The 25,181-nt window shown below is 72.2% G+C and carries 27 protein-coding genes; 13 read left to right on the forward strand and 14 right to left on the reverse strand.

Annotated features, from left to right (window positions below):
- Positions 1-109 precede the first annotated feature (109 nt).
- Positions 110-499, forward strand: coding sequence for a VOC family protein (locus ACIRS4_RS03195; protein WP_404189132.1), 390 nt, complete (start codon positions 110-112; stop codon positions 497-499).
- Positions 500-549: 50 nt separating this feature from the next.
- On the opposite strand, the gene ACIRS4_RS03200 is transcribed toward ACIRS4_RS03195, so the two are convergent.
- The gene (locus ACIRS4_RS03200) at positions 550-1,863 is read right to left on the reverse strand and encodes a DUF6986 family protein (protein ID WP_404189135.1); all 1,314 of its coding nucleotides are present in this window, start codon (positions 1,861-1,863) and stop codon (positions 550-552) included.
- 172 nt (positions 1,864-2,035) lie between these two features.
- Between ACIRS4_RS03200 and ACIRS4_RS03205 the strand changes: the two genes are divergently transcribed.
- Positions 2,036-2,971, forward strand: a complete 936-nt coding sequence (locus tag ACIRS4_RS03205) for an endonuclease/exonuclease/phosphatase family protein (RefSeq protein WP_404189137.1) — start codon at positions 2,036-2,038, stop codon at positions 2,969-2,971.
- 98 nt (positions 2,972-3,069) lie between these two features.
- On the opposite strand, the gene ACIRS4_RS03210 is transcribed toward ACIRS4_RS03205, so the two are convergent.
- The 4 genes from ACIRS4_RS03210 to ACIRS4_RS03225 all read right to left on the reverse strand — a co-directional run bounded on the left by ACIRS4_RS03210 (position 3,070) and on the right by ACIRS4_RS03225 (position 6,221).
- On the reverse strand, positions 3,070-4,032 hold the full coding sequence (locus ACIRS4_RS03210) for an electron transfer flavoprotein subunit alpha/FixB family protein (protein WP_404189139.1): 963 nt from the start codon (positions 4,030-4,032) through the stop codon (positions 3,070-3,072).
- A gap of 48 nt (positions 4,033-4,080) precedes the next feature.
- Positions 4,081-4,869, reverse strand: a complete 789-nt coding sequence (locus ACIRS4_RS03215) for an electron transfer flavoprotein subunit beta/FixA family protein (protein ID WP_404189142.1) — start codon at positions 4,867-4,869, stop codon at positions 4,081-4,083.
- Positions 4,870-5,089: 220 nt separating this feature from the next.
- Entirely contained in the window at positions 5,090-5,599 is a 510-nt protein-coding gene (locus ACIRS4_RS03220; protein ID WP_404189144.1) for a flavin reductase family protein, read from the reverse strand.
- Between the two features lie 208 nt (positions 5,600-5,807).
- Positions 5,808-6,221: a TlpA family protein disulfide reductase gene (locus tag ACIRS4_RS03225; protein ID WP_404189147.1), complete on the reverse strand. Its 414-nt coding sequence runs from the start codon at positions 6,219-6,221 to the stop codon at positions 5,808-5,810.
- Between the two features lie 75 nt (positions 6,222-6,296).
- Here ACIRS4_RS03225 and ACIRS4_RS03230 point away from each other — a divergent pair, with 75 nt between their 5' ends.
- Together ACIRS4_RS03230 and ACIRS4_RS03235 are read left to right on the forward strand one after the other, a co-directional pair.
- Positions 6,297-6,713: a DUF4395 domain-containing protein gene (locus ACIRS4_RS03230; RefSeq protein WP_404189150.1), complete on the forward strand. Its 417-nt coding sequence runs from the start codon at positions 6,297-6,299 to the stop codon at positions 6,711-6,713.
- Between the two features lie 189 nt (positions 6,714-6,902).
- Positions 6,903-7,631, forward strand: a complete 729-nt coding sequence (locus ACIRS4_RS03235; RefSeq protein WP_404189153.1) for a lysophospholipid acyltransferase family protein — start codon at positions 6,903-6,905, stop codon at positions 7,629-7,631.
- A 25-nt stretch (positions 7,632-7,656) separates the two neighbouring features.
- Here ACIRS4_RS03235 and ACIRS4_RS03240 read toward each other — a convergent pair whose 3' ends face one another.
- The 4 genes from ACIRS4_RS03240 to ACIRS4_RS03255 form a co-directional block, all read right to left on the reverse strand.
- Positions 7,657-8,229, reverse strand: coding sequence for a transglutaminase domain-containing protein (locus ACIRS4_RS03240; protein WP_404189156.1), 573 nt, complete (start codon positions 8,227-8,229; stop codon positions 7,657-7,659).
- A gap of 84 nt (positions 8,230-8,313) precedes the next feature.
- The gene (locus ACIRS4_RS03245; protein ID WP_404189159.1) at positions 8,314-9,384 is read right to left on the reverse strand and encodes a threonine aldolase family protein; all 1,071 of its coding nucleotides are present in this window, start codon (positions 9,382-9,384) and stop codon (positions 8,314-8,316) included.
- Positions 9,381-10,172 carry an SDR family NAD(P)-dependent oxidoreductase gene (locus ACIRS4_RS03250; protein ID WP_404189162.1) on the reverse strand — a complete coding sequence of 264 codons (792 nt, stop codon included), beginning with the start codon at positions 10,170-10,172 and terminating at the stop codon, positions 9,381-9,383. Before ACIRS4_RS03250 ends, ACIRS4_RS03245 begins: the two co-directional genes overlap by 4 nt.
- Complete coding sequence (locus ACIRS4_RS03255; RefSeq protein WP_404189165.1) at positions 10,169-11,566, reverse strand: DUF6421 family protein; 1,398 nt, start codon at positions 11,564-11,566, stop codon at positions 10,169-10,171. Before ACIRS4_RS03255 ends, ACIRS4_RS03250 begins: the two co-directional genes overlap by 4 nt.
- 256 nt (positions 11,567-11,822) lie before the next feature.
- Between ACIRS4_RS03255 and ACIRS4_RS03260 the strand changes: the two genes are divergently transcribed.
- Positions 11,823-12,506, forward strand: a complete 684-nt coding sequence (locus ACIRS4_RS03260; protein ID WP_404189167.1) for a glycerophosphodiester phosphodiesterase — start codon at positions 11,823-11,825, stop codon at positions 12,504-12,506.
- Between the two features lie 45 nt (positions 12,507-12,551).
- Here ACIRS4_RS03260 and ACIRS4_RS03265 read toward each other — a convergent pair whose 3' ends face one another.
- A complete protein-coding gene (locus ACIRS4_RS03265) occupies positions 12,552-13,091 on the reverse strand; it encodes a GNAT family N-acetyltransferase (protein ID WP_404189170.1) in 540 nt (179 codons plus the stop codon).
- A 118-nt stretch (positions 13,092-13,209) separates the two neighbouring features.
- Between ACIRS4_RS03265 and ACIRS4_RS03270 the strand changes: the two genes are divergently transcribed.
- Positions 13,210-13,602 (forward strand): VOC family protein, encoded by a 393-nt coding sequence (locus tag ACIRS4_RS03270; protein WP_404189172.1) that lies wholly within the window; start codon positions 13,210-13,212, stop codon positions 13,600-13,602.
- Between the two features lie 48 nt (positions 13,603-13,650).
- On the opposite strand, the gene ACIRS4_RS03275 is transcribed toward ACIRS4_RS03270, so the two are convergent.
- Positions 13,651-14,133 carry a MarR family winged helix-turn-helix transcriptional regulator gene (locus tag ACIRS4_RS03275; protein ID WP_404189792.1) on the reverse strand — a complete coding sequence of 161 codons (483 nt, stop codon included), beginning with the start codon at positions 14,131-14,133 and terminating at the stop codon, positions 13,651-13,653.
- A 272-nt stretch (positions 14,134-14,405) separates the two neighbouring features.
- Entirely contained in the window at positions 14,406-16,127 is a 1,722-nt protein-coding gene (locus tag ACIRS4_RS03280; RefSeq protein ID WP_404189175.1) for an FUSC family protein, read from the reverse strand.
- Positions 16,128-16,301: 174 nt separating this feature from the next.
- Here ACIRS4_RS03280 and ACIRS4_RS03285 point away from each other — a divergent pair, with 174 nt between their 5' ends.
- From ACIRS4_RS03285 to ACIRS4_RS03305, 5 genes are all read left to right on the forward strand, one after another.
- On the forward strand, positions 16,302-16,871 hold the full coding sequence (locus ACIRS4_RS03285; RefSeq protein WP_404189178.1) for a DUF5134 domain-containing protein: 570 nt from the start codon (positions 16,302-16,304) through the stop codon (positions 16,869-16,871).
- A 102-nt stretch (positions 16,872-16,973) separates the two neighbouring features.
- Positions 16,974-17,909, forward strand: coding sequence for a M56 family metallopeptidase (locus tag ACIRS4_RS03290; protein WP_404189181.1), 936 nt, complete (start codon positions 16,974-16,976; stop codon positions 17,907-17,909).
- Positions 17,910-17,990: 81 nt separating this feature from the next.
- Positions 17,991-18,662: a phosphatase PAP2 family protein gene (locus tag ACIRS4_RS03295; protein WP_404189183.1), complete on the forward strand. Its 672-nt coding sequence runs from the start codon at positions 17,991-17,993 to the stop codon at positions 18,660-18,662.
- 111 nt (positions 18,663-18,773) lie between these two features.
- Positions 18,774-19,466, forward strand: a complete 693-nt coding sequence (locus ACIRS4_RS03300) for an HAD family hydrolase (protein ID WP_404189186.1) — start codon at positions 18,774-18,776, stop codon at positions 19,464-19,466.
- Positions 19,467-19,740: 274 nt separating this feature from the next.
- The gene (locus ACIRS4_RS03305) at positions 19,741-20,430 is read left to right on the forward strand and encodes a TetR/AcrR family transcriptional regulator (protein WP_404189188.1); all 690 of its coding nucleotides are present in this window, start codon (positions 19,741-19,743) and stop codon (positions 20,428-20,430) included.
- On the opposite strand, the gene ACIRS4_RS03310 is transcribed toward ACIRS4_RS03305, so the two are convergent.
- Positions 20,418-21,920, reverse strand: coding sequence for an LVIVD repeat-containing protein (locus ACIRS4_RS03310; protein ID WP_404189191.1), 1,503 nt, complete (start codon positions 21,918-21,920; stop codon positions 20,418-20,420). The genes ACIRS4_RS03305 and ACIRS4_RS03310 overlap by 13 nt on opposite strands.
- Positions 21,921-22,119: 199 nt before the next feature.
- On the opposite strand from ACIRS4_RS03310, the gene ACIRS4_RS03315 reads away from it, so the two are divergent.
- Complete coding sequence (locus tag ACIRS4_RS03315) at positions 22,120-22,764, forward strand: DUF305 domain-containing protein (protein WP_404189194.1); 645 nt, start codon at positions 22,120-22,122, stop codon at positions 22,762-22,764.
- A 249-nt stretch (positions 22,765-23,013) separates the two neighbouring features.
- Entirely contained in the window at positions 23,014-24,357 is a 1,344-nt protein-coding gene (locus tag ACIRS4_RS03320; protein WP_404189197.1) for an FAD-dependent oxidoreductase, read from the forward strand.
- Between the two features lie 178 nt (positions 24,358-24,535).
- On the opposite strand, the gene ACIRS4_RS03325 is transcribed toward ACIRS4_RS03320, so the two are convergent.
- Positions 24,536-25,096 (reverse strand): DUF2087 domain-containing protein, encoded by a 561-nt coding sequence (locus ACIRS4_RS03325; RefSeq protein WP_404189200.1) that lies wholly within the window; start codon positions 25,094-25,096, stop codon positions 24,536-24,538.
- Positions 25,097-25,181 lie beyond the last annotated feature (85 nt).

Consider the following 25,181-nt stretch of genomic DNA (forward strand, 5'->3'; position numbering starts at 1 on the left):
GCGAGCACCTGATCCTCCGTTAGAGTGATCGCACGGCATCGCGTGTCGGTCACCGTCCGGGTGAGGCATGGAGGTGCCCGTGAGTTTGCCTTACGGAGGCATTCCACTCATGTCCGTCGAGCTCAATCACACCATCGTCCACTCCCGTGACAACCGGGAGTCCGCGGAGTTCCTCGCCCACATCCTGGGTCTCGAGGTCGGGACCGAATGGGGCCCGTTCGTCCCCGTCGCCACCGCCAACGGCGTCACCCTGGACTTCGCCGCGATCCCCGCGGAGAAGATCGTCATGCAGCATTACGCGTTCCTGGTCTCCGACGAGGAGTTCGACGCGGCGTTCGGCCGGATCAGGCAGGCGGGGATCATGTACTTCGCCGATCCGCACGGCAAGCGGCCGGGCGAGATCAACCACCACCACGGCGGCCGCGGTCTGTACTTCATGGATCCGGCGGGTCACGGGATGGAGATCATCACCACTCCGTACACGTTCCCCGAGCAGTAGTCCGCAGCGGGTGGCCGGCCGGGCGGTGTCCTCCCGGCCGGCCTCCCGGCTCAAGGCACCCGGCCCGCAGGGGGTGTGAGGCCGCTCGGGCGCGGTGCCGCGAAGGCCTCCAGCCCGGCCCGCGTGAGTCCCGTCGCGCCCAGCACTTCCTCGGTGTCGAGTGCGCCGCAGTCCAGCCCGCGCAGCAGATGGCCGCTGAGGGCCTTGGCGGTGGCCGGCTCGTCCATGACGTCCCCGGCGCGTCGGTGGGCGTAGCGGGACAGCCGCTCGGCGGCCTGGGCGAATCCCTCGCGGTAGAAGGCGTAGACGGCTGCGTAGCGCGTGGGCAGGTGGCCGGGGTGCATGTCCCAGCCCTGGTAGTAGGCGCGGGCGAGAGCGCGGCGGGTGAGGCGGTAGTGCAGCCGCCAGGCTTCGTGGACCCGCTCGGTGGGGCCGACGGGCAGGACGTTGGTGGAGCCGTCGCAGACGCGTACGCCGGTGCCGGCCGCGGCTACCTGCATGACCGCCTTGGCGTGGTCGGCGGCCGGGTGGTCGCTCGCCTGGTGGGCGGCGGAGACGCCGAGGCAGGCGCTGTAGTCGAAGGTGCCGTAGTGCAGGCCCGTGGCGCGGCCCTCGGCGGCCTGGATCATACGGGCGACAGTGGCGGTGCCGTCGGTGGCGAGGATGGCCTGGCTGGTCTCGATCTGGATCTCGAAGCCGAGCCGGCCGGGGGTGAGTCCGTGCACCTTCTCGAAGGCCTCCAGCAGCCGGACCATGGCGGTGACCTGCTGCGGGTAGGTCACCTTGGGCAGGGTGAGCAGCAGCCCGCCGGGCAGCGGGCCCGCTGCGGTGAGGCCGGTGAGGAAGACGTCGAGAGTGCGGATGCCGCGGTCGCGGACGGCGGCCTCCATGCACTTCATGCGGATGCCGGCGTAGGGGGTGGCGGCGCCCCGGGCGGGGGCCTCGGCGATCAGCCGGGCGGCGCGGGCGGCGGCCTCGTCCTCCTCGGCGTCGGGGCGGACGCCGTAGCCGTCCTCGAAGTCGACGCGCAGGTCCTCGACGGGTTCGCGGGCCAGCTTGGCGCGTACGCGCGTGTACACGTCTTCGGCGAGGTCGCCGGTAAGTCCGAGGACCGCGGCGAGGGCCGCGGGGTCGGGGGCGTGTTCGTCGAGGGCGGTGAGGGCGTGGTCGCCCCAGGAGCGGACGGTGTCGGCGGTGAAGGCGTCGCCGGGGACGTAGACGGTGTGGACGGGCTGGCGGGTGCCGGGGTCGCCGGGGTAGCGGCGGTCGAGTTCGGCGTCGACGGGTGCGAGGGAGGCGTTGACGGCCTCGCCGACGGCTGCCGGGAGGCTCGTGGCCACCGTCTCCTGTCGGCCGTGCCCCATCCCGCGACCTCCCGTTTTCCGGTGTACGGAATCAACAATCCGTAGAGCGAAGCTATCCGTGGATCTTCGCGTCGGTCAACACCCTGTCCTGCCTCTGGTTTCCCCCAGTCACCTGATTCCCCTTCCGCGCGGCGGCTCGCACCCTCATCCTGGATCATCAGGGAGGAAGCACATGGCAGACACCGGGGCAATCACGCGTCGCGCGGGGCTGAGGACCGTGGCGGCGGCCGTCGCGGTGCCCCTGCTCGGGACCTGCCGCTCCTCCGCGGCCCGCGACCGGCCCGGGGACGCCGAGGCCGACGACGAGGGTCCGGCGGCGCCGGTGCGGTACCCACCGCTGGAGGTGATGACGTTCAACCTCCGCTTCCCCAGCACCAAGGAACCGTACAGCTGGGCGAGCCGCCGCCCGGCGATGCGCGCCCTGTTACGGGGCGCGGCGCCGCACGTCATCGGCACCCAGGAGGGCGAGCCGCCACAACTGCGGGACATCGAGGCGGACTTGGGGCCGCACTTCGACTGGATCGGCACCGGGCGCGGCGGCGGGGACCAGGAGTCCATGGCCGTCTTCTACGACACACGACGGCTGACCCCGCTGGAGCACGCCCACTTCTGGCTGTCGGACACGCCGGAGGTGCACGGCTCCAACACCTGGGGCGGTATGCATCCCCGCATGGTCACGTGGGTCCGTTTCCGCGATGTGCGGGCCGGGGGGCGGCAGTTCTGCCTCCTGAACACCCATCTCGATCACAGGAGCCGGTACGCGCAGGAGCGCGGCGCGGCTCTGATCGCCTCCCGGGTCGCGGGGTTCGACCCGGCCCTGCCGTTGCTGGTGACCGGCGACTTCAATGTTCCCGCGCACGGTTCCCGGGTCTACGACACACTGCTGGGCGCCGGTCTGGTCGACACCTGGGACACGGCGCGCGAGCGCGGCGAGGCCTTCGGGACGTTTCACGCGTACCGGCCACTGCGGCCGGGCGGCGCCCGGATCGACTGGATCCTGGCGACACCGGGGGTGACGGTCCACCGCAGTTGGGTGGACACCTTCACGCTGGACGGCCGGTACGCGAGCGACCATGTGCCGGTGCTGGCCTCGGTGTCGACGGGGTGAGCGGCGTGGGGAGCACGGGCCGAGGCCCCCGTGACCGGTGTGCGGTCGCGGGGGCCTCGGGTGGTCCGGCGGACGCCGGGCGGCGCCTCAGCGGGTGATCAGCCCTTGCGGACCTTGATCGCCTCGGTGAGCTGCGGGACGACCTCGAAGAGGTCGCCGACGACGCCGTAGTCGACCAGGTCGAAGATCGGGGCCTCGGGGTCCTTGTTGACGGCCACGATGGTCTTCGAGGTCTGCATGCCGGCGCGGTGCTGGATCGCGCCGGAGATGCCGTTGGCGATGTACAGCTGCGGCGAGACCGACTTGCCGGTCTGGCCGACCTGGTTGGTGTGCGGGTACCAGCCGGCGTCGACGGCGGCGCGGGAGGCGCCGACGGCCGCACCGAGGGAGTCGGCGAGAGCCTCGATGATCGAGAAGTTCTCCGCACCGTTGACGCCGCGGCCGCCGGAGACGACGATCGCGGCCTCGGTCAGCTCCGGACGCCCGGTCGACTCGCGCGGGGTGCGGCCGGTGACCTTCGTGCCGGTGGCCTGGGCGGAGAAGGTCACGCTCAGCGCCTCGACGCTGCCGGCCGCCGGAGCGGCCTCGACGGCGGCGCTGTTCGGCTTGACGGTGATGACCGGGGTGCCCTTGGCGACACGGGACTTGGTGGTGAAGGACGCGGCGAACACCGACTGGGTGGCCACCGGGCCCTCGTCGCCGGCCTCGAGGTCGACGGCGTCGGTGATGATGCCGGAGCCGATGCGCAGCGCCAGACGGGCGGCGATCTCCTTGCCCTCGGCGGAGGAGGGGACCAGGACGGCGGCCGGGGAGACGGCCTCGACGGCGGCCTGCAGCGCGTCCACCTTCGGTACGACGAGGTAGTCGGCGTACTCGGAGGCGTCGTGCGTGAGGACCTTGACCGCGCCGTGCTCGGCGAGCGCGGCGGCGGTGTTCTCGGCGCCGGCGCCGAGGGCGACGGCGACGGGCTCGCCGACGCGGCGGGCGAGCGTCAGCAGCTCCAGGGTGGGCTTGCGGACGGCGCCGTCCACGTGGTCGACGTAGACGAGGACTTCAGCCATGGGATTGCTCTCCTGCGAAACGAAGTTGAGGGGCGGTCGGCGTGGGCTCTAGATGAACTTCTGGCCCGCGAGGTAGTCGGCGAGCTGCTTGCCGCCCTCGCCCTCGTCCTTGACGATCGTGCCGGCGGTGCGCGCGGGGCGCTCGGACGCGGACTCGACCTTGGTCCAGGCGCTCTCCAGGCCGACCTCGTCGGCGTCGATGTCGAGGTCGGACAGGTCCCAGGACTCCACCGGCTTCTTCTTGGCGGCCATGATGCCCTTGAAGGAGGGGTAGCGCGCCTCGCCCGACTGGTCGGTGACCGACACGACGGCCGGCAGGGAGGCCTCCAGCTGCTCCGAGGCGGCGTCGCCGTCCCGGCGGCCCTTGACGGTGCCCTCCTCGACGGAGACCTCGGACAGCAGGGTGACCTGCGGGACGCCCAGGCGCTCGGCCAGCAGGGCCGGGACGACGCCCATGGTGCCGTCGGTGGAGGCCATGCCGGAGATCACCAGGTCGTAGCCGGCCTTCTCGATGGCCTTGGCCAGGACCAGGGAGGTGCCGATGGCGTCGGTGCCGTGCAGGTCGTCGTCCTCGACGTGGACGGCCTTGTCGGCGCCCATCGACAGCGCCTTGCGCAGCGCGTCCTTGGCGTCCTCGGGGCCGACCGTCAGGACGGTGACCTCCACGTCGTCGTCGGAGTTCTCGGAGATCTGCAGCGCCTGCTCGACGGCGTACTCGTCGAGCTCGGAGAGCAGACCGTCCACGTCGTCCCGGTCGACGGTCAGGTCATCGGCGAAGTGCCGGTCGCCAGTGGCGTCGGGCACGTACTTCACAGTGACAACGATCCTCAAGCTCACGCCGGCTCTCCTACTGCAATCGTCAGTTCTCGGCTGCCTTCTTGCAGGCAGCATAGGCGCTGCAAGCGGCCGATCCCGGTCGGGGCGGCCCGCGCTCCGACCGAAATATTACTCGCCAGTACACCCAGTTCGTTCCCGCTAAGCAAGCGCTTTGAACTGTGACCTGTGCAACGCAGCGTAATCGGATTCCGGTCGCTTCGCAGACGCGCCGGCCCGTGGATCAGTCCCGCAGGGCGGTGAACCCGCCCTGGTGGTAGAGCAGGGGCCGCCCCGCGCCGGCCGGGTCCCCGACGACGACCTCCGCCAGCACGATGCGATGGTCCCCGGCGGGCACGCGCGCGACGATCCGGCAGACGAGCCAGGCGAGCACATCGTCCAGAACGGGAACGCCCTCGGGGCCCTCGCGCCATGCGGTGGGCGCCCCGAACCGGTCGGCGCCGCTGCGGGCGAAGGTGGCGGCCAGCTCCCGCTGGTGCTCGCCGAGTATGTGCACGCCGACATGGCCGGCGCGGGAGAGGACCGGCCAGCTGGACGCGCCGGTGCCGACTCCGAAGGAGAGCATCGGCGGCTCGGCGGAGACGGAGGTGAGCGAGGTCGCGGTGAACCCGACCGGGCCGCTCTCGCCGGACGCGGTGATCACGGCGACGCCGGCGGCGTGGCGACGGAAGACGGAGCGCAGCAGGCCGGGCGAGGCGAGCTGAGGGGCGCTGAGGCCGGGTGTGGCCGTCATGAGGCGGTCCTTCTGCGGGAGGGGACGAGCGGGGTCGCGGGGGCTCACCGGACCGGACAGCGCGCGCTCGCGGTCCGCACGAGGTCGACATGGACCCGTGCGTGGAGAAGGAGTTCCTCTGGCATACGGCCAGGCTGTCGACGGGTGGCATGCACAGTCAAGTCCGTCCCGGCGTCCGGGAGCCGTCGCGCCGTGCCCGGCAGGGGCCTCACACGGCCTCCCCGAGAGCGGCGATGACGTCGGCCTTGCGGGGCTGACCGGCGGCCCGGCGCACCACGCGGCCGTCCGCGTCGAGGACCAGCACGGTCGGGGTCTTGAGGATGCCGAGGTCGCGGACGAGGTCGAGGTGCGCCTCGGCGTCGATCTCCACATGGGCGACGCCCGGAATCATGCCGGCGACCTCTCCGAGGACGCGGCGGGTGGCCCGGCAGGGGGCGCAGAAGGCGCTGGAGAACTGCACGAGCGTGGCCCGCTCACCGAGTTCGCCGCCGAGCCGGGCGGCGTCGAGCCGCTGTCCCTCGTCGCGTCCGCGCACGCGTACTCTCCCGTTCCGCCGTCGGTGCAGCACTCCGTAGGCGCTCGCCGCCGCGAGCACCGCCACACACACCATGAGTCCCGTCATCCCCAGCACCAGCGTTCATCAGACCGCAAAGATTCCCGGCCCCCGGGCGTGTTCCCGATGCGGAATGCTTGATTCATGGACATCGATGCGAGGGGGCCCCGCTTCGGGGCGGCCGTGACGACCGCGGTGCTCGCGGCCGTGCTGATCACCGGAAGCGTCTGGCTGCTGGCCTGGCAGACGCTGGCGTTCGCGCTCGGCGCGGCGGGCGGCGTGGGGCGCTCGCCGTACGGGTGGGCCTGGCGGGTGGCGGTGCGGCCGAGGCTGGGGCCGCCGAGGGAGTTCGAACCCCCTCAGCCGCCGCGGTTCGCGCAGGCGGTGGGTCTGCTCTTCGCGGGCGTGGGACTCGTCGGCTTCACGCTGGGTCCCGGGTGGCTGGGGCTCGCGGCGACCGCGGCGGCGCTGGCGGCCGCGTTCCTCAATGCTGCTTTCGGGTACTGCCTCGGCTGCGAGATGTACCTGCTCGTCCGCAGGTCGACGGTACGAGCGAAGTAAAGACGATCTAAAAGCACAGGTCGATCAGGGGGCCGAAGTGACGAGGATCTCGCGGTTCGGGGGCACCAGGACTGGCTCCCGGGCCGTTCTTCGGGCACGATCTGCGACAAGCCGTAAACCTACGGCTGCGTAACTTTGCCCCTCGGGACACCATCCGCGGGCAGAGAGAAGGAAGGGTTCGCCCCGCCCATGGCAGAGCTTGTCTACCGCCCCGTCGTCGGCCTCGCCCAGACCCTGTTCAAGGTCTGGGACCTCAAGATCGACTGCAAGGGGTCGGAGAACATCCCGCGCTCGGGCGGAGCCGTGCTGGTGAGCAACCACATCAGCTACCTCGACTTCATCTTCGACGGCCTGGCCGCGCTGCCGCAGAAGCGTCTGGTGCGGTTCATGGCGAAGGAGTCGGTGTTCCGCCACAAGATCTCCGGTCCGCTGATGCGCGGTATGAAGCACATCCCGGTGGACCGCAAGCAGGGTGAGGCCGCCTACGCGCACGCCCTGGACTCGCTGCGTTCCGGGGAGATCGTCGGCGTCTTCCCGGAGGCCACGATCTCCGAGTCGTTCACGTTGAAGAGCTTCAAGTCGGGCGCCGCCCGGCTGGCCCAGGAGGCGGGCGTCCCGCTGATCCCGATGGCCGTGTGGGGCACGCAGCGGCTGTGGACAAAGGGGCACCCGCGCAACTTCAAGCGCAGCCACACGCCGATCACCATCCGGGTCGGGGAGGCGATCGAGGCCTCCCGCGACAAGTACGCGGGGGCGATCACCCGGCAGCTGCGCGAGCGCGTCCAGGAGCTCCTGGAGGCCGCCCAGCGCGCCTACCCGGTGCGTCCCAAGGACTCCGACGACACCTGGTGGATGCCGGCCCACCTCGGCGGCACGGCCCCCACCCCGGAGCAGGTGCGCGCGGCCGAGGCCCGCTGACCCTTCCCGCGCGCGGCGCGTCGGCTCACAACGCGGTGGGGAGCGCCTCCCAGAGGCGGGGGCGGTCCGGGGCCGCCTTCAGCACGCTCAGCACGGCCGGATGCGCAGCGGTGTACAGCACCGGGTGGTCGTACTCTCCGGCCTCGACGTCGGGCGTGAAGGCCAGTTGCTCGCCGTTCAGGGAGAAGCGGGCGTTCACGCCCGGTTTGTTGCCGCGCGGGTCCTGGCGGTGCCAGGCGCCGTGGAAGCGTACGGCGATCAGTCCGTGCACCACGTCGAGCTTCTGGTAGCACAGCGCGGTCGGGATGTCCTCGGCTCGCAGCAGCGCGGCCAGGGCGTGGGCCTTGGCGTAGCAGACGCCCGTCCGCTGCTCCAGCACGTCGGAGGCGCGCCAGGTGACGCGCGGGTCGCCGACGTCCTGCGAGTGGGGGATGCTGTCGCGGACGTAGGCGAAAGCCAGCCGCGCATAGGCATACGAGTCCTCCGCCTCTTCGGCGAGACGCGCGGCGGTCTCCCGCACCAGCGGATGGTGATGGTCGATGACCTCGTCCGCGGCGAGATAGGCGGACAGGTCGGGGTTCTCCTGGATCAGCTGCATGCCGCGAGAGCATAGGAAAGCGATCACTCGAAGGTCAATGACTTTTCGAGTGACCGCATACCTATGCAGTCATGGGAGGGCCCCTCAGCGGGCCATCTCCTCCTTCAGCGTCGCCACGAAGGCGTCCACGTCGTCCTCCGTGGTGTCGTAGGAGCACATCCAGCGGACGACGCCGGCCGGCTCGTCCCAGAAGTAGAAGCGGAACTTCTTCTGCAGCCGCTCGCTCACGTCGTTGGGCAGCTTGGCGAACACGGCGTTGACCTGGACCGGGTAGAGGATCTCGACGCCGTGCACGGCGCGGACGCCCTCGGCGAGCCGCTGCGCCATGTCGTTGGCGTGGCGGGCGTTGCGCAGCCACAGGTCCTTGGCGAGCAGGGCCTCCAGCTGCACCGACACGAAGCGCATCTTGGAGGCGAGCTGCATGGACAGCTTGCGCAGGTGCTTCATGTGGCTGACGGCGTCCTGGTTGATGACGACGACCGCCTCGCCGAACAGCGCGCCGTTCTTCGTCCCCCCGAGGGACAGGACGTCGACGCCGACGGCGTTGGTGAACGTGCGCATCGGCACGTTCAGCGAGGCCGCCGCGTTGGCTATGCGGGAACCGTCGAGGTGGACCTTCATGCCGCGCGCGTGGGCGTGGTCGCAGATCGCACGGATCTCGTCCGGGGTGTAGAGCGTGCCGAGCTCGGTGCTCTGGGTGATCGAGACGACCTGCGGCATCGCGCGGTGCTCGTCCTCCCAGCCCCAGGCCTGCTTGTCGATCAGCTCTGGCGTGAGCTTGCCGTCCGGGGTGGGCACCGTGAGCAGCTTCAGTCCGCCCATGCGTTCGGGCGCGCCGCCCTCGTCCACGTTGATGTGGGCGCTCTCGGCGCACACCACCGCGCCCCAGCGGTCGGTGAGCGCCTGCAGCGCGACGACGTTGGCGCCGGTGCCGTTGAAGACCGGGAAGGCCTCCGCCGTGGGACCGAAGTGACTGCGGACGATCCCCTGGAGGTTCTCGGTGTAGTCGTCCTCCCCGTACGCGACCTGATGACCGCCGTTGGCCAGGGCCAGGGCGGCCATCACCTCCGGGTGCGCGCCGGCGTAGTTGTCACTGGCGAACCCGCGGACCTGCGGGTCGTGATGGCGGCGCGCGTCGGTCTTGGAAGGGTTCACGGCTTCTCGGTGAGCCACAGACGGTGTCCGTTCACTTCGGCGGCGGACTTCTCCCAGACGTCGGTGACGGCCTCGGCCAGGTCCTTGACGTCGGTGAAGCCCGCGAACTTCGCGTTGGGTCGCTCGGCGCGCATCGCGTCGTGCACCAGCGCCTTCACCACCAGGATCGCAGCCGCGGAGGTGGGCCCCTCGGGGCCCCCGGCCTTGCGGAAGGCGTCGGCCAGGGCGAGCGTCCACGCCTCGGCGGCGGCCTTGGCGGCGGCGTACGAGGCGTTGCCCGCCGTGGGCTTCGTCGCGCCGGCGGCGCTGATCAGCACGTAGCGCCCGCGGTCGCTGCGCTGGAGCGCGTCGTAGAACGCCAGCGAGGTGTGCTGCACGGTGCGGATCAGCAGCAGTTCGAGGAAGTCCCAGTCGTCCAGGCTCGTCTTGATGAACGTCTCGCTGCCGCGCCAGCCGCCGACGAGGTGGACCAGGCCGTCGACGCGGCCGAAGTCCTTCTCGATGTGCGCGGCCCAGTCGCGGGTGGACTGAAGGTCGAGCAGGTCGACCGGCTCACCGGTGACGGTGGCGCCACCGGAGGCGTAGCGGGCCGCGTCCACGGCCTCCGCGAGCCGCTCGGGGTCGTTGTCCGCCCCGACTACGGTCGCGCCGGCCTCGGCCAGGCGCAGCAGTGCGGCTCGGCCCGCGGGTCCGCCCGCTCCGGCCACCGCGATGACCGCACCGCTGAGTGCCCCGTTCCCCATGGTCTTCGCCTCCTGAGCAGTGTTCTCGGTACGCAGGTCGCTCATGCGGCGATCCGCTCGGCGCCGTCCGCCGTGATGCCCTTGGTGGAGGCGATCACGTTCTTCAGCTTCTTGGACAGGGCCTCATAGAACATGCTCAGGGGAAACTCGTCCGGAAGCACGTCATCGACGAGCTTGCGCGGCGGCTGGCTCAGGTCGAGGGCGTCGGGACCCTTGGCCCACTTGGAGCCGGGGTGCGGGGAGAGGTAGGTGGAGACCAGCTCGTAGCCGGCGAACCAGTGGACCAGCTTGGGGCGGTCGATGCCGTCGCGGTAGAGCTTCTCGATCTCGGCGCACAGCTCGTTGGTGACCTGCGGGGCGCGCTGCCAGTCGATGTGCAGCTTGTTGTCGGTCCAGCGGACCACGTCGTGCTTGTGCAGGTACGCGAAGAGCAGCTGGCCGCCGAGGCCGTCGTAGTTGCGCACGCGCTCGCCGGTGACCGGGAAGCGGAACATGCGGTCGAACAGCACCGCGTACTGCACGTCGCGGGCCTGCGGGACGCCGTCCGCCTGGAGCTTGACGGCCTCCTTGAAGGCGGTGAGGTCGCAGCGCAGCTCCTCCAGGCCGTACATCCAGAACGGCTGGCGCTGCTTGATCATGAAGGGGTCGAAGGGCAGGTCGCCGTGGCTGTGGGTGCGGTCGTGGACCATGTCCCACAGGACGAAGGCCTCCTCGCAGCGCTTCTGGTCGTGGACCATGGCGGCGATGTCCTCGGGCAGTTCCAGGCCCAGGATGTCGACGGCGGCGTCGGTCACCCGGCGGAAGCGGGCGGCCTCGCGGTCACAGAAGATGCCACCCCAGGAGAAACGTTCCGGCGCCTCACGGACGGCGATGGTCTCCGGGAAGAGGACGGCGGAGTTGGTGTCGTAGCCGGACGTGAAGTCCTCGAAGGTGATGCCGCAGAACAGCGGGTTGTCGTAGCGCGTGCGCTCCAGTTCGGCCAGCCAGTCGGGCCAGACCATGCGCAGCACGACCGCCTCGAGGTTGCGGTCCGGGTTGCCGTTCTGCGTGTACATCGGGAAGAGCGCCAGGTGCTGGAGGCCGTGGCGGCGGTTCGCGGCGGGCTGGAAGGCCAGCAGGGAGTCGAGGAAGTCCGGCACCTCGAAGCCGCCCTCGGACCAGCGGCGCAGGTCCTTCACCAGGGCACGGTGGTAGTCGGCGTCGTGCGGGAGCAGCGGGGAGAGCTCCTCGACCGCGTCGACCACCTGCCGCAGGGCGTGCTCGGCGTCGGAGCGCTCGGGGGCGCCCTCGGCCGCGAAGTCGATCGACCCGTCCTGCGACTGCCAGGGGCGGATCCGCTCCACGGCATCCTTGAGCACGGGCCAGGCCGGGTGGTCCACCACCCTGGCCGCGGGAGGAGCCTGGTCCTCCGAACCCACCTGCACAAGAATTTCCGTCATGTCCCATCCCTCACTGAAGAACCTTGCGTACGGACACCGTAGACATACGGGCTTTCTTCCAGCAAGAGGGAGTGCGGGAAATCATCCTGCACACTCCCATGGTCACCGCTCTTTTTCCTGTTTCCCTTCACATATGCCATGACTTTCGCCACGGTCGACGGGGTAGGCGATCGTCGGCGCAGACACCTGCCCACACCGCCGCCCGGCCGTCGGGCGGCGGGGCCCGGCGCAGCCGACGACGAAAGCGAGTCGAGTCGTGAACCTCCTCACCATCGGTCACCGCGGAGTGATGGGCGTCGAGCCCGAGAACACCCTCCGCTCGTTCGTCGCCGCCGAGCGGGCCGGCCTGGACGTCGTGGAGCTCGATCTGCACCTGAGCAAGGACGGCGCGCTGGTGGTCATGCACGACGCGGACGTGGACCGCACGACCGACGGCAGCGGGCCGATCGCCGACCACACACTCGCCGAGCTGCGCGCGCTGGACGCGGGGCGCGGGGAGCGCGTGCCGGTGTTCGAGGAGGTCCTGGAGGCGGTGTCGCTGCCGGTCCAGGCCGAGATCAAGGACGTGCGGGCGGCGCGGGCCCTCGCCGAGGTGATGCGGGCGCGCGCTCTGGCGGACCGCGTCGAGGTCTCCTCGTTCCACGACGAGGCGGTCGCCGAGATCGCCCGCCTGGTTCCCGGGGTGCGCACCGCCCTGGTCGGCAGCCGGTACGGCGTCGACATCGTCGAGCGGGCGGTGGCCGTGGGGGCCGCGACCGTGTGCCTGGACATCAGGCGGCTCACCCTGGAGATCGTCGAACGGGCTCGCGCTCAGGGTCTGCGGATCATCGGCTGGGTGGTCAACACGCCGGAGCACCTGCGGCTCGTACGGGCCCTGGAGCTGGAGGGCGCGACCACCGACCGGCCCGAGATCAAGCACGCGGGCCGCCTCACGGCGTGAGGGCCCTCACGATGCCGGGCGGGCCCCCGTCTCAGCGGGTCGCGGTCAGGCGAGTTCCTTGACCAGCAGCTCGAACTGGAGATCGTCGCGCTGCGGAATGCCGAACCGCTCGTCGCCGTACGGGAAGGGCGTCATCCGGCCCGTACGGCGGTAGCCGCGCCGCTCGTACCAGGCGATCAGCTCCTCGCGGACCGAGATCACCGTCATGTGCATCTCGGTGGCGCCCCAGGCCTCCCGGGCGAGCTGCTCGGCCCGTGTGAGAACGGTCCGTCCGAGGCCCGAGCCCTGCTCGGCCGGGCTGACCGCGAACATCCCGAAGTAGGCGTGGTCGCCGCGGTGTTCGAGCTGGCAGCAGGCGACGATCCGGCTGTCCCGCTCGACGACCAGGACCTTGCCGTCGGGCGACTTGACGATCTCCAGGACGCCCTCGGGATCGGTCCGCTGCCCCTGGAGCATGTCCGCCTCCGTGGTCCACCCCGCCCGGCTGGAGTCCCCGCGGTAGGCCGACTCGACGAGGGCGACCAGCGCGTCCACGTCGGTGTCGACGGCGTCGCGGAAGGTGAGCGCGGTGGCGGTGGTGTCCATACGACGGTCTCCGGTCTGCGGTGTCGAGCGGGCGGGGTGCGGCACGCGCCGTGCGCCCGGCGGGTGCCGCGCCGAGCCTAACCCGGCGTCCGCCGAACGGCCCCTATGCTCCCGTCGCATGGTGCATGTACTCAGCAGCCGGATCCTGCTCCACCCCACCGACCCCGAGCGGTCCCGCGCCTTCTACGGTGAGCAGCTCGGCCTCGCCGTCTACCGCGAGTTCGGGACGGGGGCCGAGCGCGGGACCGTCTACTTCCTCGGCGGCGGCTTCCTGGAGGTCTCGGGGCGCGCGGAGAGCCCGCCCGACCCCGCCGTGCGGCTGTGGATGCAGGTGGCGGACGTGGCGGCGGCACACGAGGAGCTGCGCGCCAAGGGCGTGCGGGTGGTGCGGGAACCGGTGCGGGAGCCGTGGGGCCTGGTCGAGATGTGGATCGAGGACCCGGACGGGACGCCGATCGTGCTGGTGGAGGTGCCGGCCGATCATCCGATGCGGTACCGGCCGGGCCTGTGAGCGCACCTGGTCCACCGCAGCGGTGCGGGGCGCTGAGGCGCGAGGGAGTCAGATGGTGAGGGTCCGCATGTGCCCTTCCAGACGGCTCAGCAAGTCGCCCAGCAGGTCGGCCAGTTCACCCTGCCGGGTGCCGTCCAGGGCGGACAGTACGGCCCTCTCGTAGGCGAGTTGCTCGGGCAGGACGCCGTCGACGAGGTCACGGCCGGCGTCGGTGAGGCGTACATGGGCGACGCGGCGGTCGCGGGTGTCCACGCGGCGCTCCACCAGGCCGCGTTCGGTCAGCTGCTTGACGCGCTTGGTGACGGCGGCGCCCGAGGAGAAGGTCTCCCGGGCCAGTTCGCCTGGGGTCAGCTCGTGGCCGGTGCGGCGCAGCGCACCGAGCAGGTCGAACTCGGGCCGGCTCAGACCGACGCGGCGCAGCGGGGCGTCCTCGGCCTGCTGGAGGAGGGCTGCGCAGCGGTTGACCCGGCCGATGATCTCCATGGGCCCGGTGTCGAGATCGGGCCGCACGGCTTGCCACTGCCGGACCACGGCGGCGACGGTGTCGGCGCGGTCGCCCTGGGCGGACGCCGGGGGTGCCGCGCCGGCGGTCTTCTCTTCCGCGCCCGCGGGAGCCCCCCGGCCCGTGCCGGCGGTCTTCTTCCCGCCCGCGCCGGCGGGGTGCGCGTGGCCCGGGCCTGACGTCGGCTCCCTGCCCGTTGTGGGCGCTTCGTTCCGCGGCGTGTCCGTGCCCGGCGCGCGGCTGCCGTCCGGAGCCGCCCCGCGCTCGCCCTCGCCGCCCGTCGGCCGTCCGTGCGTCGCCGTCATGGCCGTGTGGCCTCCGCTTCTGTGCTCGTGTCCCTGGCCGCGGTCCGGGCCAGGAGTCCCTGGCGGCGGGCCGTCGCCGCGAGCGTACGGTGTCCGGCTTGTTCGACCGCCATCACCCGCTCCTCGGGAAGGGCGCGCTGCCACCACTCGCCGGCGGCCGCGTCGGCGGTGGTGCGCAGGTGGACCAGGGCGGCCGCGAGTGAGCGGCGGACGGGCTCCAGGGCGTCCGGGGCGGGACGCGGCTGCGGCCGCGGGTCGGCCAGGAGGCGGGCGACGTCCTCCCGGGCGCGCTCGGCGGCTGTCAGGGCCTGCCCGAGACGGTCTCCGGCCCGGCGGTTGGTCACGGCGACGGCGGCGGCGAATCCGACCAGCGCGCCGACGAGGGTGTCCACGACCCGCTCGGTGATCAGCTCGCCCGCGTCCTGGAAGCGGGCGAACTCGGTGATCAGCAGGGCCATCGGCGTCACACAGACGCTGCCGAGCCAGTAGTTGCGGCTGATCAGCGCCTCGGCGCCGAAGTTCAGGGCCAGGCAGACGAGGACCAGGGCCGCCTGGTGGAGGTGGGCCAGCGGGACGAGCGCCGCGAAGGCGAGCACGCCGACGAGGTTGCCGACGACGCGCTGGAGGCCCCGGCTCCAGGTGAGGGTGACGTTCGCCTGGTAGAGGGAGGCGGCGGTGACCAGGGCCCAGTAGGGTCGGCCGATCCCGAGGGCGAGCGAGACGTACCCGGCGAGTGCGCAGCCGAGGGCGGTGCGGACGGCGAGCGGGGCGAGAGGGCCGAGGCGGCGCCACAGCGGGGGCTCTCCGACGGCGAGCGTGGCGTCCAGGCCCAGGAGTTCGCCGTCGTCCACGAGGTCGTCGGGGCGCGGGACCGTACCGGTGCCGCGCAGTCGTCGTGCCCAGGCGCGCAGCCGCTCCGGGTCGGTGTCGGCGGGGGCGGCGAGCGCGACCTCGGCGCGGACCAGGAGCCGCCGCAGGGCGCGGCGGGGCTCGCTGTCGCGTGCCCACAGGAGGGTCTGCCAGGCGGCGTGCACGGCGGCAGCGGCGTCGGCACGCGCGCGTGCGTCGTGACCGTCCTGGGCGCCGGCCGGGGCGGCCGCCTGGTGGCCGGGGTGTGCGGCGGCGTACGCGGCGACGGCGCTCAGGGCCTGAGCCGTGGCGCGGCGCTCGGGGCCGTGGGGGCGCGCCAGTCCCGGCGCCATGCCGATCAGCCAGGCCCAGGCGCCCGCGGCGAGGGCCAGAGCGAGGTGCCCGGGGATCTGCTCCAGGGTCTGCGGCACGAACAGCGAGGCGGAACTGATGAAGGTGAGGACGATGTTGCCCGGCGGTCCGACGCGGGTGGCGTCGCACAGCGTCTTCTGCGCGGCTGCGAGCAGCCCGCCGACCGTGACGAGGACGACCGCGTTCGAGGTGAGCGACGCCGTGAGCAGGGCGACGGCGAGCCCGCCGGTCATGCCGAGCACCACCCAGGCCAGTGCGCGCGCCCGGGCCGCGTAGGGGCGGTTGTGGGCGTACAGGGCGCACAGGGACCCGGCCATCGTGTACATCGCCAGGTCGAGGCGACCGAGGGCCAGCAGGATGAGGTTGGGCGGGGCGACCGCGGCGACCACGCTCAGGGCGGGCTTGAACCAGATGGGGGAGGGGCGGCCGAGCCGCAGGGTCCCGGCGAACGGGAGGCGGGCCGGGGGACGGGGAGGCCGATGGGTCGTACTGCTCATGGGGCACTAATTTAACAGGTGTTTTACTCGTGAAAAATTTACGCGGTCACCCCGGACCGCCGCTCACCGGGCGCGCCCCGTCGAACGCTCCCCGTATACACCCGTGCGCTCGGGTGCGCGCCGCGCACCCTGGGCATCGCATCCCTCGACCGACCGTCGAACGGGGAGGTGCGCGTGCACGGTCCGGCTTCGCCCGGCTGGCTCCTGGTCGCGCTGTGTGCGGCCACGGGCGCCTACTGTCTGCTGCGCATGCGCAGCGGGGACGAGCGGCAGCGCCGCGCCGCGGGCGGTGAGGCGCTGATGGGCTTCGGCATGGCCGTGATGGCGGTGCCCGCGGCGGCGTTCACTCCACCGGAGTGGGCCTGGCCGGCGTACGCGGCGGTCTTCGGCGCCGCCGCGCTGCGCGCGCTGTGGGCCGCCCGTTCCGACGCCCACCACCTGCACCACCTGGTGGGGTCCTCGGCCATGGTCTACATGGCGGTGGCGATGGCCGCCCCGCCCGTCACGCCCCACTCCCCCGCTCACACGGACGCCGGCGCGGCGCACGGCGGCTCGGGGGTCCCGCTCCTCACGGGGGCGCTGCTGCTCTACTTCGCCGCGTACGTCCTCGTCTCCGGGGTACGACTGCTGCCCGCGGCCGGCGGGGCGGCGGGCGTCGTCGCGTGGGGCGACCGCCCCGAACTCGCGCGCGCGTGCCGCCTGTCGATGGGCATCGGGATGCTGGCGATGCTGCTGACGATGTGAGCACGGGAGCTTCCCCACCACCGGCCGGGCAACCGTGGCGTGCGTCACTTTGCCTCGGTAAGCCGTACCCGGGCGCGGCACGCCGCTCATAGGGTGCTGCCCATGATGGTCCCCGCGGTCCTGCTCCTGCTCGGCGCCCTGACCGCCGTGGCCGGCCCCCGGCTGCTCGCCCGGGCCGACTGGCCGGACCGCGAACCGGTGGTGGCGCTGTGGACGTGGCAGTGCGTGGTGGCGGCGGTGCTGCTGTGCTGCGCCCTGTCGATGACGCTGAGCGCGGCAGCCGCCTGGCAGGCGGTGCGCGGGCACGTCTTCGCGTCTGCCCCGAGCGGCGTCGTGGAGGCGTACGCGCTGAGCGCGAGCGGACCTTGGGCGGCGGCGACCGCGACGGCTCTGGCGTGCGCCGGGCTGTGGAGCGGGGCGATGCTCGTACGAGAGGTCGCCCGGGCGCGGTCCGGACAGCGCCGCCGCCGGGCCGAACTGCTGCTGCGGGCACCGCTGTTGCCGGGCGAGGCGGCGGCCGCCGGACAGCTCGTCGTGCTGGAGGACGAGCGGCCCGAGGCGTCGTGGCTGGCCGACGGGACGCCCCAACTCGTGGTGACGACAGCCGCGTTGCGCAGGCTGAAAGGCCGTCAGCTCGACGCGGTGCTGGCCCATGAGCAAGGTCACGCCCAGGCACGGCACGACTGGCTGCTGCACTGTTCGGCCGCGCTGGCGAACGGGTTTCCGCAGGTGCCGGTGTTCGCAGCGTTCCGCGACGAGATGCACCGCCTGGTCGAACTCGCCGCCGACGACATGGCCTCCCGCCGCTTCGGCCGGCTGACCACCGCGCTCGCCCTCGTCGAACTCAACAAGGACCGGGGCGTGTTCGGCCCCTCCCCTGCCCCGCACGCGCATGTGCCCCTGCGGGTGCGGCGGCTGCTGACGCCCCCGGACCGGCTGAGCGCGCCCCGCAGACTCAGGCTGACGGCGACGGCCGCACTGGTGCCGGTGATCCCGGTTCTGGTGACGCTGGTGCCGGGACTGCGGGCGCTCGGCTGAGGCTACGCCCGGTGGAGCGGGCAAGACCGGAAGCGGCCCACCGGTAGGCTTCGAACTCCGGACGTGGGCAAGGATCAGGGCATGCACTCGCCGTCCGTCGACTCCCCGCCCGCCCCCTCGCCGTACCGCACGGCACTGCGCGCCGCGCTGACCTTGGGGCTGTTCTCCCTGCTGCTCACGCTCCTTGTCGTGACGCAGTGGCGTCCGCTGATGTCCGTCGACGGCGACATCGCCCGCACCACCCACCGCTGGGCCGTCGCCGACCCCGACGTGACCCAGGTCTGCCGTGTGCTCACCGACTGGGTATGGGACCCGCTGGTCATGCGGCTGCTGTGCGCGGCGGTCGCCGTCTGGCTGGTGTGGCGCCGCGGCGCGTGGTGGACAGCGGCGTGGCTGGTGACGACGTCGGCGGTGGGCACGGTCGTCCAGCAGGTCCTGAAGGCCGCCGTCGGCCGCGCGCGCCCGGCCTGGCCGGACCCGGTCGACTCCGCCCACTACGCGGCCTATCCGTCCGGCCACGCCCTCACGGCCGTCGTCGCTCTCGGACTCGTCCTGTGGCTCCTGCGCCGGGAGAGCGTGAGCCCCGCTCTGTGGCGTACGGCGGTCGCGGTGGCGGCTGTCTCCACGGTGGGCGTGGGCCTGACCCGGATCTGGCTGGGCGTCCACTGGGCCTCGGACGTCCTGGGCGGCTGGCTGCTGGGCGCGGCGCTGGTCGTCCTGGCGATCGCGGCCCACATGCGCTGGCGGCCGTGACGTGCCGGAACGGCGACGCCCTCAGGAGCAGGGCAGTGTATGGCGGCCGGTCGCGCCCGACGCCCTCCCGGCCCCGGAAGGCCGACTCGCCGGATACGTAAGATCAATTGCATGACCACAGCTGTGCTGTTCGACTTCTCCGGCACCCTCTTCCGCATCGAGTCCACCGAGGCCTGGCTGCGTGCGGTGCTGAACGCTGCCGGTGTCACGCCGCCCGAGGGGGAGCTGACGGACGCGGCCCGGGCGCTGGAGGCGGCGGGGGCGCTGCCGGGCGGCGCGCCTCCCGTGCGGGTGCCCGAGGAGCTGGCCGGGCTGTGGCGGGATCGGGACCGCAGCGCCGAGCAGCACCGGGCCGCGTACACCGGGCTCTCCCGTCAGGTCACGCTGCCCGACCCGGCCCTGCACGACGCGCTGTACGACCGGCACATGACGCCGGCGGCCTGGACCCCGTACCCGGACGCCTTCGAGGTGCTGGGCGCGCTGCGCGAGCGTGGGATCCGGGTCGGCGTGGTGAGCAACATCGGCTGGGATCCACGGCCGGTGTTCCGCGAGCACGGCCTCGACCCGTTCGTCGAGGCGTACGTCCTGTCGTACGAGCACGGCGTCCAGAAGCCCGACCCGCTGCTGTTCGCGACGGCGTGCGAGAGGCTCGGTGTCGATCCGGGGACGACGCTGATGGTGGGCGACGACCGCAGGGCCGACGGGGGCGCCGCGCAGTTGGGCTGCGCGGTCCACTTCGTCGATCATCTGCCGGTGGCGGAACGGCCCGGCGGGCTGCGGCCGGTGCTGGAACTGGTGGGCTGAGACCGTCGCGATGCGCCCGGCTCGGCGAAGGCGGGGACGGCGCACGCCGGGCATGGGCCGCGCCCGGCCGCCCCGGCTCCCGCACCGCCCCGGGATCCGGAATCCCTCCGCCCGGAAGGAGCCTCAGGCCACTATCGGGGAGAAAGCACGCCCACTCTGGACGATCCCCCGCGTCGCCCAGAGCAGGCGGCAGCCCGGCACGGTTCCGAGCGGAACCCACCGGGGTGTCCCTGAGTATAGTTGGCTGGCAGCCAGTCAACGCAGGAGTTCCAGGATGTCCCCGCGCAGCGCCTCGGTCAATGAAGAATTGCGGCGGCGTTCCCGGGAGCGACTGCTGCAGGCGGCGGTGGAGTTGGTGAGCGAGCGCGGGTACGAGGCGACGACGCTCGGCGACATCGCGGACCGGGCCGGCTCGGCCAGGGGCCTGGTGTCGTACTACTTCCCCGGCAAGCGACAGCTGGTCCAGTCGGCCGTGCACCGCTTGATGCACCGCACGCTGGAGGAGGCGCTGGAGCGGGAGCCGCGCACCGAGGACGGCCGGGAGCGGATGGCGCGGGCCATCGACGCGATCCTGGGGCTGGCCCGGGACCGGCCGGTGCTGATGCGCCAGCACATGGCGGGACTGCTCCAGGCGGAGGGCTTCGTGCGGTGTCCGGAGCAGCGGCGGCTGGCGGAACTCCTGCGGGACACGGTGGCCCGGCACGGCTCGTGCGACGTCGACACCGACTACCCGGTGCTGCGCTCGCTGCTGATGGGCTCCGTCTACGCGATGGTGCTGCCCGATGTGGGGATGCCGTTGCCGCCGGTGCGGGCGGAGTTGTTCACGCGCTACCGGCTCGGTTGGGGCCAGGGGGTCCCGCCGGACGCCGCGGCGCCCGGCGGGACCTGCGAGACGGACCTGTCGCGCTTCTTCGCGACGGGATCGTCAGCCGGGATCCAGCCCGCCGGGGATCAGTCGAAGTAGTCCGGCTGGGTCTGGACGTTCAGTTCGGGCAGGTGCACGCGCTTGGCCGGATTCGTGCGCTTGTCGTCGATCTTCAGGACGTCGAAGCCCTTGGCGATGTCGTTCGAGTAGATGTAGCCGTTGTAGTAGTACGCCGACCAGGGGCCGGCGGTCGTCAGCCGCTCGGTGTCCACCGGGCCGCGCTCGAAGTAGGCGATCTCCTGCGGGCGGGCGGAGTCGGTGAAGTCCCAGACGGAGACGCCGCCCTGGTACCAGGCCTGGACCATGATGTCCTTGCCCTCGACCGGGATCAGCGAGCCGTTGTGGGCGACGCAGACCTCGGTGGGACCCTGGTGCCGGGGGATCTTGAAGTAGCTGCGGAAGACGAGCTTGCGCTTGTCGCCCTTGCCGACGATGTCGTAGATGCCGTCGGCGCCGCGGTTCGGGCCGATCTCGGCGGTGCAGGTGGCCGCGCCGCCGCCGCCCAGCTCGTCGGTGAAGACGACCTTGTTCGCCTTCTGGTTGAAGGTCGCCGAGTGCCAGAACGCGAAGTTCACGTTGTCCTGGACCCGGTCGATCACCTTGGGCTTCTCCGGGTTCTTGATGGAGAACAGGATGCCGTCGCCCATGCAGGCGCCGGCCGCGAGGTCCTTCTCCGGCAGCACGGTGATGTCGTGGCAGCCGGTCGTCTTGGAGACGCCCGGGTTGGTGGGTCCGCCGGGGTTGCCGCCGCCGTCCGGTCCCTCACCGGGGAAGAGGACGGGGAAGCCCACGACCGCGGCCTTCTCGGGCGCCTTGCGCGGCACCTTGATGACCGAGATGCCGTCGTGCGGGGGCTGGCAGTCGGGGTAGGCGGCGTTGGGCGAGTACGAGGAGACGTAGACGTAGACGTTCTTGCGCTCGGGCACCAGCGTGTGGGTGTGCGAGCCGCAGGCGGTCTCGACGGCGGCGACGTACTTGGGGTTCTGCTTGTCGCTGATGTCGAAGACCTTGATGCCCTCCCAGGAGGACTTCTCGGTCGCCGGCTGGGTGGTGCTGTTGCAACTGCTGTCGCTGCGCGAGGAGTCGGTGGACAGGAACAACAGGTCGCCGGAGACGGAGATGTCGTTCTGCGAGCCCGGGCAGAGCACCTGGGCGACGGTCTTCGGGGCCTTCGGCTTGCTGATGTCGAAGATCCGGAAGCCGTCGTAGTTGCCGGAGAAGGCGTACTTGCCCTGGAAGGCAAGGTCGGAGTTGGTGCCGGGTAAGGCGTCCTTGGGCACGTTGGCGACGTGCTCGATGTTGTCCGAGTGGACGATCTCGTCCTTGCCGGGTATCTCGCCGGCGGCGATCGCCTCCGCGGCCTCGGTCTGCGCCCGCTGGGACACCTCGCGCTCGACGGCCGGGCCGTCCCCCGGGTCCGGGGTCGCCGCGGCCGGGGCTGCGGTCAGCAGCGCGGCCAGGAGCCCGGCACAGGCGGCGCCGACTCCCAGTCGTCTGCGCCGCGTTCGGGATTCGTTCAACAGGGTCACTGCGTCCTCCCTCGATGCCGTTCGCTCTGGAACGGTTCACGGTCCTCCGAAGTATCGTCTTCATCATGCACAGATCAACAGGCGGCAACGCACTCGTAATGAATGCTTTCGATCACGGTGGTCCAGACTCCTGGTAGACCGCACCACGGTCCCGCCAGGTCCGCCCGGGCCGTCAACCGGCCCTCACCAGGAGGTTGTTGTGCTTTTACGTCGCGCGCCCCTCGTCGCCGCCTCACTGCTCGTGCTCGCCCTGGGCGGCTGCGATTCCGGGCCGGACGACACATCCGGCGCCGCGAGCGGGCCTTCGGTGATCGCGCCGGGCAAGCCGGGCGAGGCGAACCGCACCCTGTCGCCCGGCGAAGCGGCGGCGCACCGCGCGGAGGACGACACCCCGAACTCCGCGGACGTCTCCTTCGCCCAGATGATGATCGTGCACCACGCCCAGGCCCTGGAGATGACCGCGCTCGCCCCGAAGCAGGCCGAGTCGGCGAAGGTCAAGTCCCTCGCCGCCCGGATCACGGCCGCACAGGGGCCGGAGATCGCGGCCATGAAGAGCTGGCTCGGCAAGTACGGCAAGACGGAGGCGGGCGGCGGGGGAAGCGCGCACCATCACGGCGCGATGCCCGGAATGGCGACCGAGGCGCAGATGAAGCAGCTCCGCGCGGCCGACGGCAAGGCCTTCGACAAGCTGTTCCTCGCCTTGATGATCACCCACCACGAGGGAGCGCTCACGATGGCGGCGGACGTCAAGGCGCAGGGGAACAACATCCGCATCGAGGAGATGGCGGACGACGTGGTCGCCGAGCAGACCTCGGAGATCTCCCGCATGCGCACGATGCTGTGACCGGCGGGGCCCGGGCGGCGGTCATCACGGGGCCGGGGGCGGCGGGCGCTGCGGGGGCCGGGGCGGTGGGGGCTCGCACGGCCGGACGGGACCGCCCGCACCCGTACGGGACGTAACGATATGATCACCCTCCGTGCGGGCGGGCGTGCGCGCGCGTGCCGGTCGCGGCACCCTGTCAGGGGAGTCCCGACGGTGCGATGCTGGAAGTGCCGGCGCATCCCTCCGTCCCTCGGGGTAAGGAGTCCGGCCGTGCTGCGTGTCGCCGTCGTCGGCTCCGGGCCGAGTGGTGTCTACACCGCCCAGAGCCTTGTGCAGATGGACCAGGAGGTCCTCGTCGACGTCCTGGACCGGCTGCCGTGCCCCTACGGGCTGGTGCGGTACGGGGTCGACCCGGACCACGAGAAGATCAAGTCCCTCCAGCAGAATCTGCGGACGGTGCTGGAGCACGCGCGCGTGCGCTTCCTCGGCGGGGTGCGGGCCGGGTCGGGCGGAGTGCCCGTGGAGCGGCTGCGGGAGCTGTACCACGCGGTGGTGTACTGCGTGGGCGCAGCGACGGACCGGCGGCTCGGCATCCCCGGCGAGGATCTGCCCGGCAGTTGGTCGGCGACGGAGTTCGTGTCCTGGTACAGCGCCCACCCGGACGCCGGCCCCGACGGCTTCCTGACCGGCGCGCGCTCGGCCGTGGTCGTCGGCGTGGGGAACGTGGCCGTGGACGTCACCCGCATCCTCGCGCGCGGGGCGGCGGAGCTGAGCCCCACCGACATGCCGCAGGCGGCGCTGACCGCGCTCGCCGCGAGCGAGGTGACCGAGATCCACATGGTGGGGCGGCGCGGCCCGTCCCAGGCCCGTTTCACCACCAAGGAGCTGCGCGAGCTGGGCTCGCTGGCGGACACCGACGTCGTCGTCGACGAGGCGGAGCTCGCCCTTGATCCCGCCTGCGCCGACCCGTCCGCCCTGCCGGCCGCCCAGCGCCGCAACGTGGAGGTCCTGCGCGACTGGGCCGCCGTACCGCCCAAGGGGCTACGGCGCCGGATCCGCCTGCGCTTCTTCCTGCGGCCCGTCGAACTGCTCGCCGAAGCGGGCCGCGTGGCCGCCGTGCGCTTCGAGCGGACCGCGCCGGACGGTCGGGGCGGGGTGACGGGCACGGGCCGCTACGAGGAGGTCGCGGCGCAGCTGGTGCTGCGGTCGGTGGGTTATCGCGGAGTGCCGTTGGAGGGTCTGCCGTTCGACGTGGAGCGGGGCACCGTGCCGCATGTCGCGGGGCGTGTGGTGCGGGAGGGCGCGGTGTCCCGGGGCGAGTACGTCGCGGGCTGGATCAAGCGGGGCCCGACGGGAGTCATCGGCACGAACCGGCCGTGCGCGAAGGAGACGGTCACCTCTCTCCTGACGGACGCCCCCGCCCTCGTCGCGCGGGAGCTGCCCGACGATCCTCTGGCCGCCCTGCGCGCCGAAGGCGCCGAGCCCGTCGAGTGGCCGGGCTGGCTGGCGATCGAACGGGCCGAGGCGGAACTCGGGGCCTCACTGGGCCGGTGCGTGGTCAAGCTCCCGGACTGGGCCGCACTGAAAGCGGCGGCAAGCCACCCGAGCCGCTGACGGCCCACGCCCGGTCGTCCACGGGCAGTCGTACCGCCAGGGCGGCACGAGCGGGCGGGGCGGCGCCTCGCCGAAGCCGCGCCGCGCACCCGCACGCCCGCGCCGTCGCCGGGTCACGCACCGCTCCCCCGCACCGACTCCGAGTTGCACGGCCGCGCTTCGAGGACACCCGGGCTGCTCAGACGAGCAGCGCCGTGTCCTCCGGTGAGCGGCGGTAGACGCCGTCCTGGCGGTCCAGGTGATGCAGGTCGACGAGGTGGCGGCGCAGGGTCACATGGTCGATGCCCTCGTCCGGGCACCAGGCGCGCAGCCTGTCGTCGACCTCCCGTTCGGAATACTCCCGTCCCGCCTCGAAGCTGCGCTCGGCGACATGGCGCAGCACGAGCTTCTTGCGCTCCCACTGCGCGGGCAACCGCACCAGCCGCCCGTCGCGCACGAACGTCCGCAGCAGCGCCTCGACCCGCTCGTCCCCGGTGCCGTGGTCGCGCGGCGGCGAGCCGTTCGCGGCCGCCTCCCGGGCGAGGTCACGAAAGAGGTCGTACGCGACCGTCAGTCCCCCGTCGTCCGACACGACGACCTCGCGGTCCTCCAGCCGGCGCAGCGCGACGAGGGACTCCTTGGCCGACAGCCCGGTCCGCTCGGCGACCTCGGCGGGGCCGCGCGCGCCCAACGCGACGGCGGCGAAGGCGCGCACCCTCTTCTCGTCGGCGAACAGCCTCATCACGTCGTCGGACGTCATCCTCGGGTCTCCTTCCGCCGGGCCGGCGCCCGGGACCCGGCGACGCTACCCCTCGCCCTTCGTCGGCCGCTCGGCATTTTCCACC

Origin of the sequence: Streptomyces sp. NPDC101166, from assembly GCF_044768125.1 — a bacterium.
Taxonomy (GTDB): Bacteria; Actinomycetota; Actinomycetes; order Streptomycetales; family Streptomycetaceae; genus Streptomyces.

Coding starts and splice junctions, on each gene's coding strand:
- ACIRS4_RS03280 (WP_404189175.1), bottom strand. CDS start 16,127: ATGAGCAGTACGACCCATCGGCCTCCCCGTCCCCCGGCCCGCCTCCCG.
- ACIRS4_RS03225 (WP_404189147.1), bottom strand. CDS start 6,221: ATGACGGGACTCATGGTGTGTGTGGCGGTGCTCGCGGCGGCGAGCGCC.
- ACIRS4_RS03210 (WP_404189139.1), bottom strand. CDS start 4,032: ATGGCTGAAGTCCTCGTCTACGTCGACCACGTGGACGGCGCCGTCCGC.
- ACIRS4_RS03195 (WP_404189132.1), top strand. CDS start 110: ATGTCCGTCGAGCTCAATCACACCATCGTCCACTCCCGTGACAACCGG.
- ACIRS4_RS03255 (WP_404189165.1), bottom strand. CDS start 11,566: ATGACGGAAATTCTTGTGCAGGTGGGTTCGGAGGACCAGGCTCCTCCC.
- ACIRS4_RS03265 (WP_404189170.1), bottom strand. CDS start 13,091: ATGGACACCACCGCCACCGCGCTCACCTTCCGCGACGCCGTCGACACC.
- ACIRS4_RS03240 (WP_404189156.1), bottom strand. CDS start 8,229: ATGCAGCTGATCCAGGAGAACCCCGACCTGTCCGCCTATCTCGCCGCG.
- ACIRS4_RS03205 (WP_404189137.1), top strand. CDS start 2,036: ATGGCAGACACCGGGGCAATCACGCGTCGCGCGGGGCTGAGGACCGTG.
- ACIRS4_RS03305 (WP_404189188.1), top strand. CDS start 19,741: ATGTCCCCGCGCAGCGCCTCGGTCAATGAAGAATTGCGGCGGCGTTCC.
- ACIRS4_RS03220 (WP_404189144.1), bottom strand. CDS start 5,599: ATGACGGCCACACCCGGCCTCAGCGCCCCTCAGCTCGCCTCGCCCGGC.
- ACIRS4_RS03325 (WP_404189200.1), bottom strand. CDS start 25,096: ATGACGTCCGACGACGTGATGAGGCTGTTCGCCGACGAGAAGAGGGTG.
- ACIRS4_RS03300 (WP_404189186.1), top strand. CDS start 18,774: ATGACCACAGCTGTGCTGTTCGACTTCTCCGGCACCCTCTTCCGCATC.
- ACIRS4_RS03290 (WP_404189181.1), top strand. CDS start 16,974: ATGATGGTCCCCGCGGTCCTGCTCCTGCTCGGCGCCCTGACCGCCGTG.
- ACIRS4_RS03200 (WP_404189135.1), bottom strand. CDS start 1,863: ATGGGGCACGGCCGACAGGAGACGGTGGCCACGAGCCTCCCGGCAGCC.
- ACIRS4_RS03295 (WP_404189183.1), top strand. CDS start 17,991: ATGCACTCGCCGTCCGTCGACTCCCCGCCCGCCCCCTCGCCGTACCGC.
- ACIRS4_RS03250 (WP_404189162.1), bottom strand. CDS start 10,172: ATGAGCGACCTGCGTACCGAGAACACTGCTCAGGAGGCGAAGACCATG.
- ACIRS4_RS03235 (WP_404189153.1), top strand. CDS start 6,903: ATGGCAGAGCTTGTCTACCGCCCCGTCGTCGGCCTCGCCCAGACCCTG.
- ACIRS4_RS03270 (WP_404189172.1), top strand. CDS start 13,210: ATGGTGCATGTACTCAGCAGCCGGATCCTGCTCCACCCCACCGACCCC.
- ACIRS4_RS03230 (WP_404189150.1), top strand. CDS start 6,297: ATGGACATCGATGCGAGGGGGCCCCGCTTCGGGGCGGCCGTGACGACC.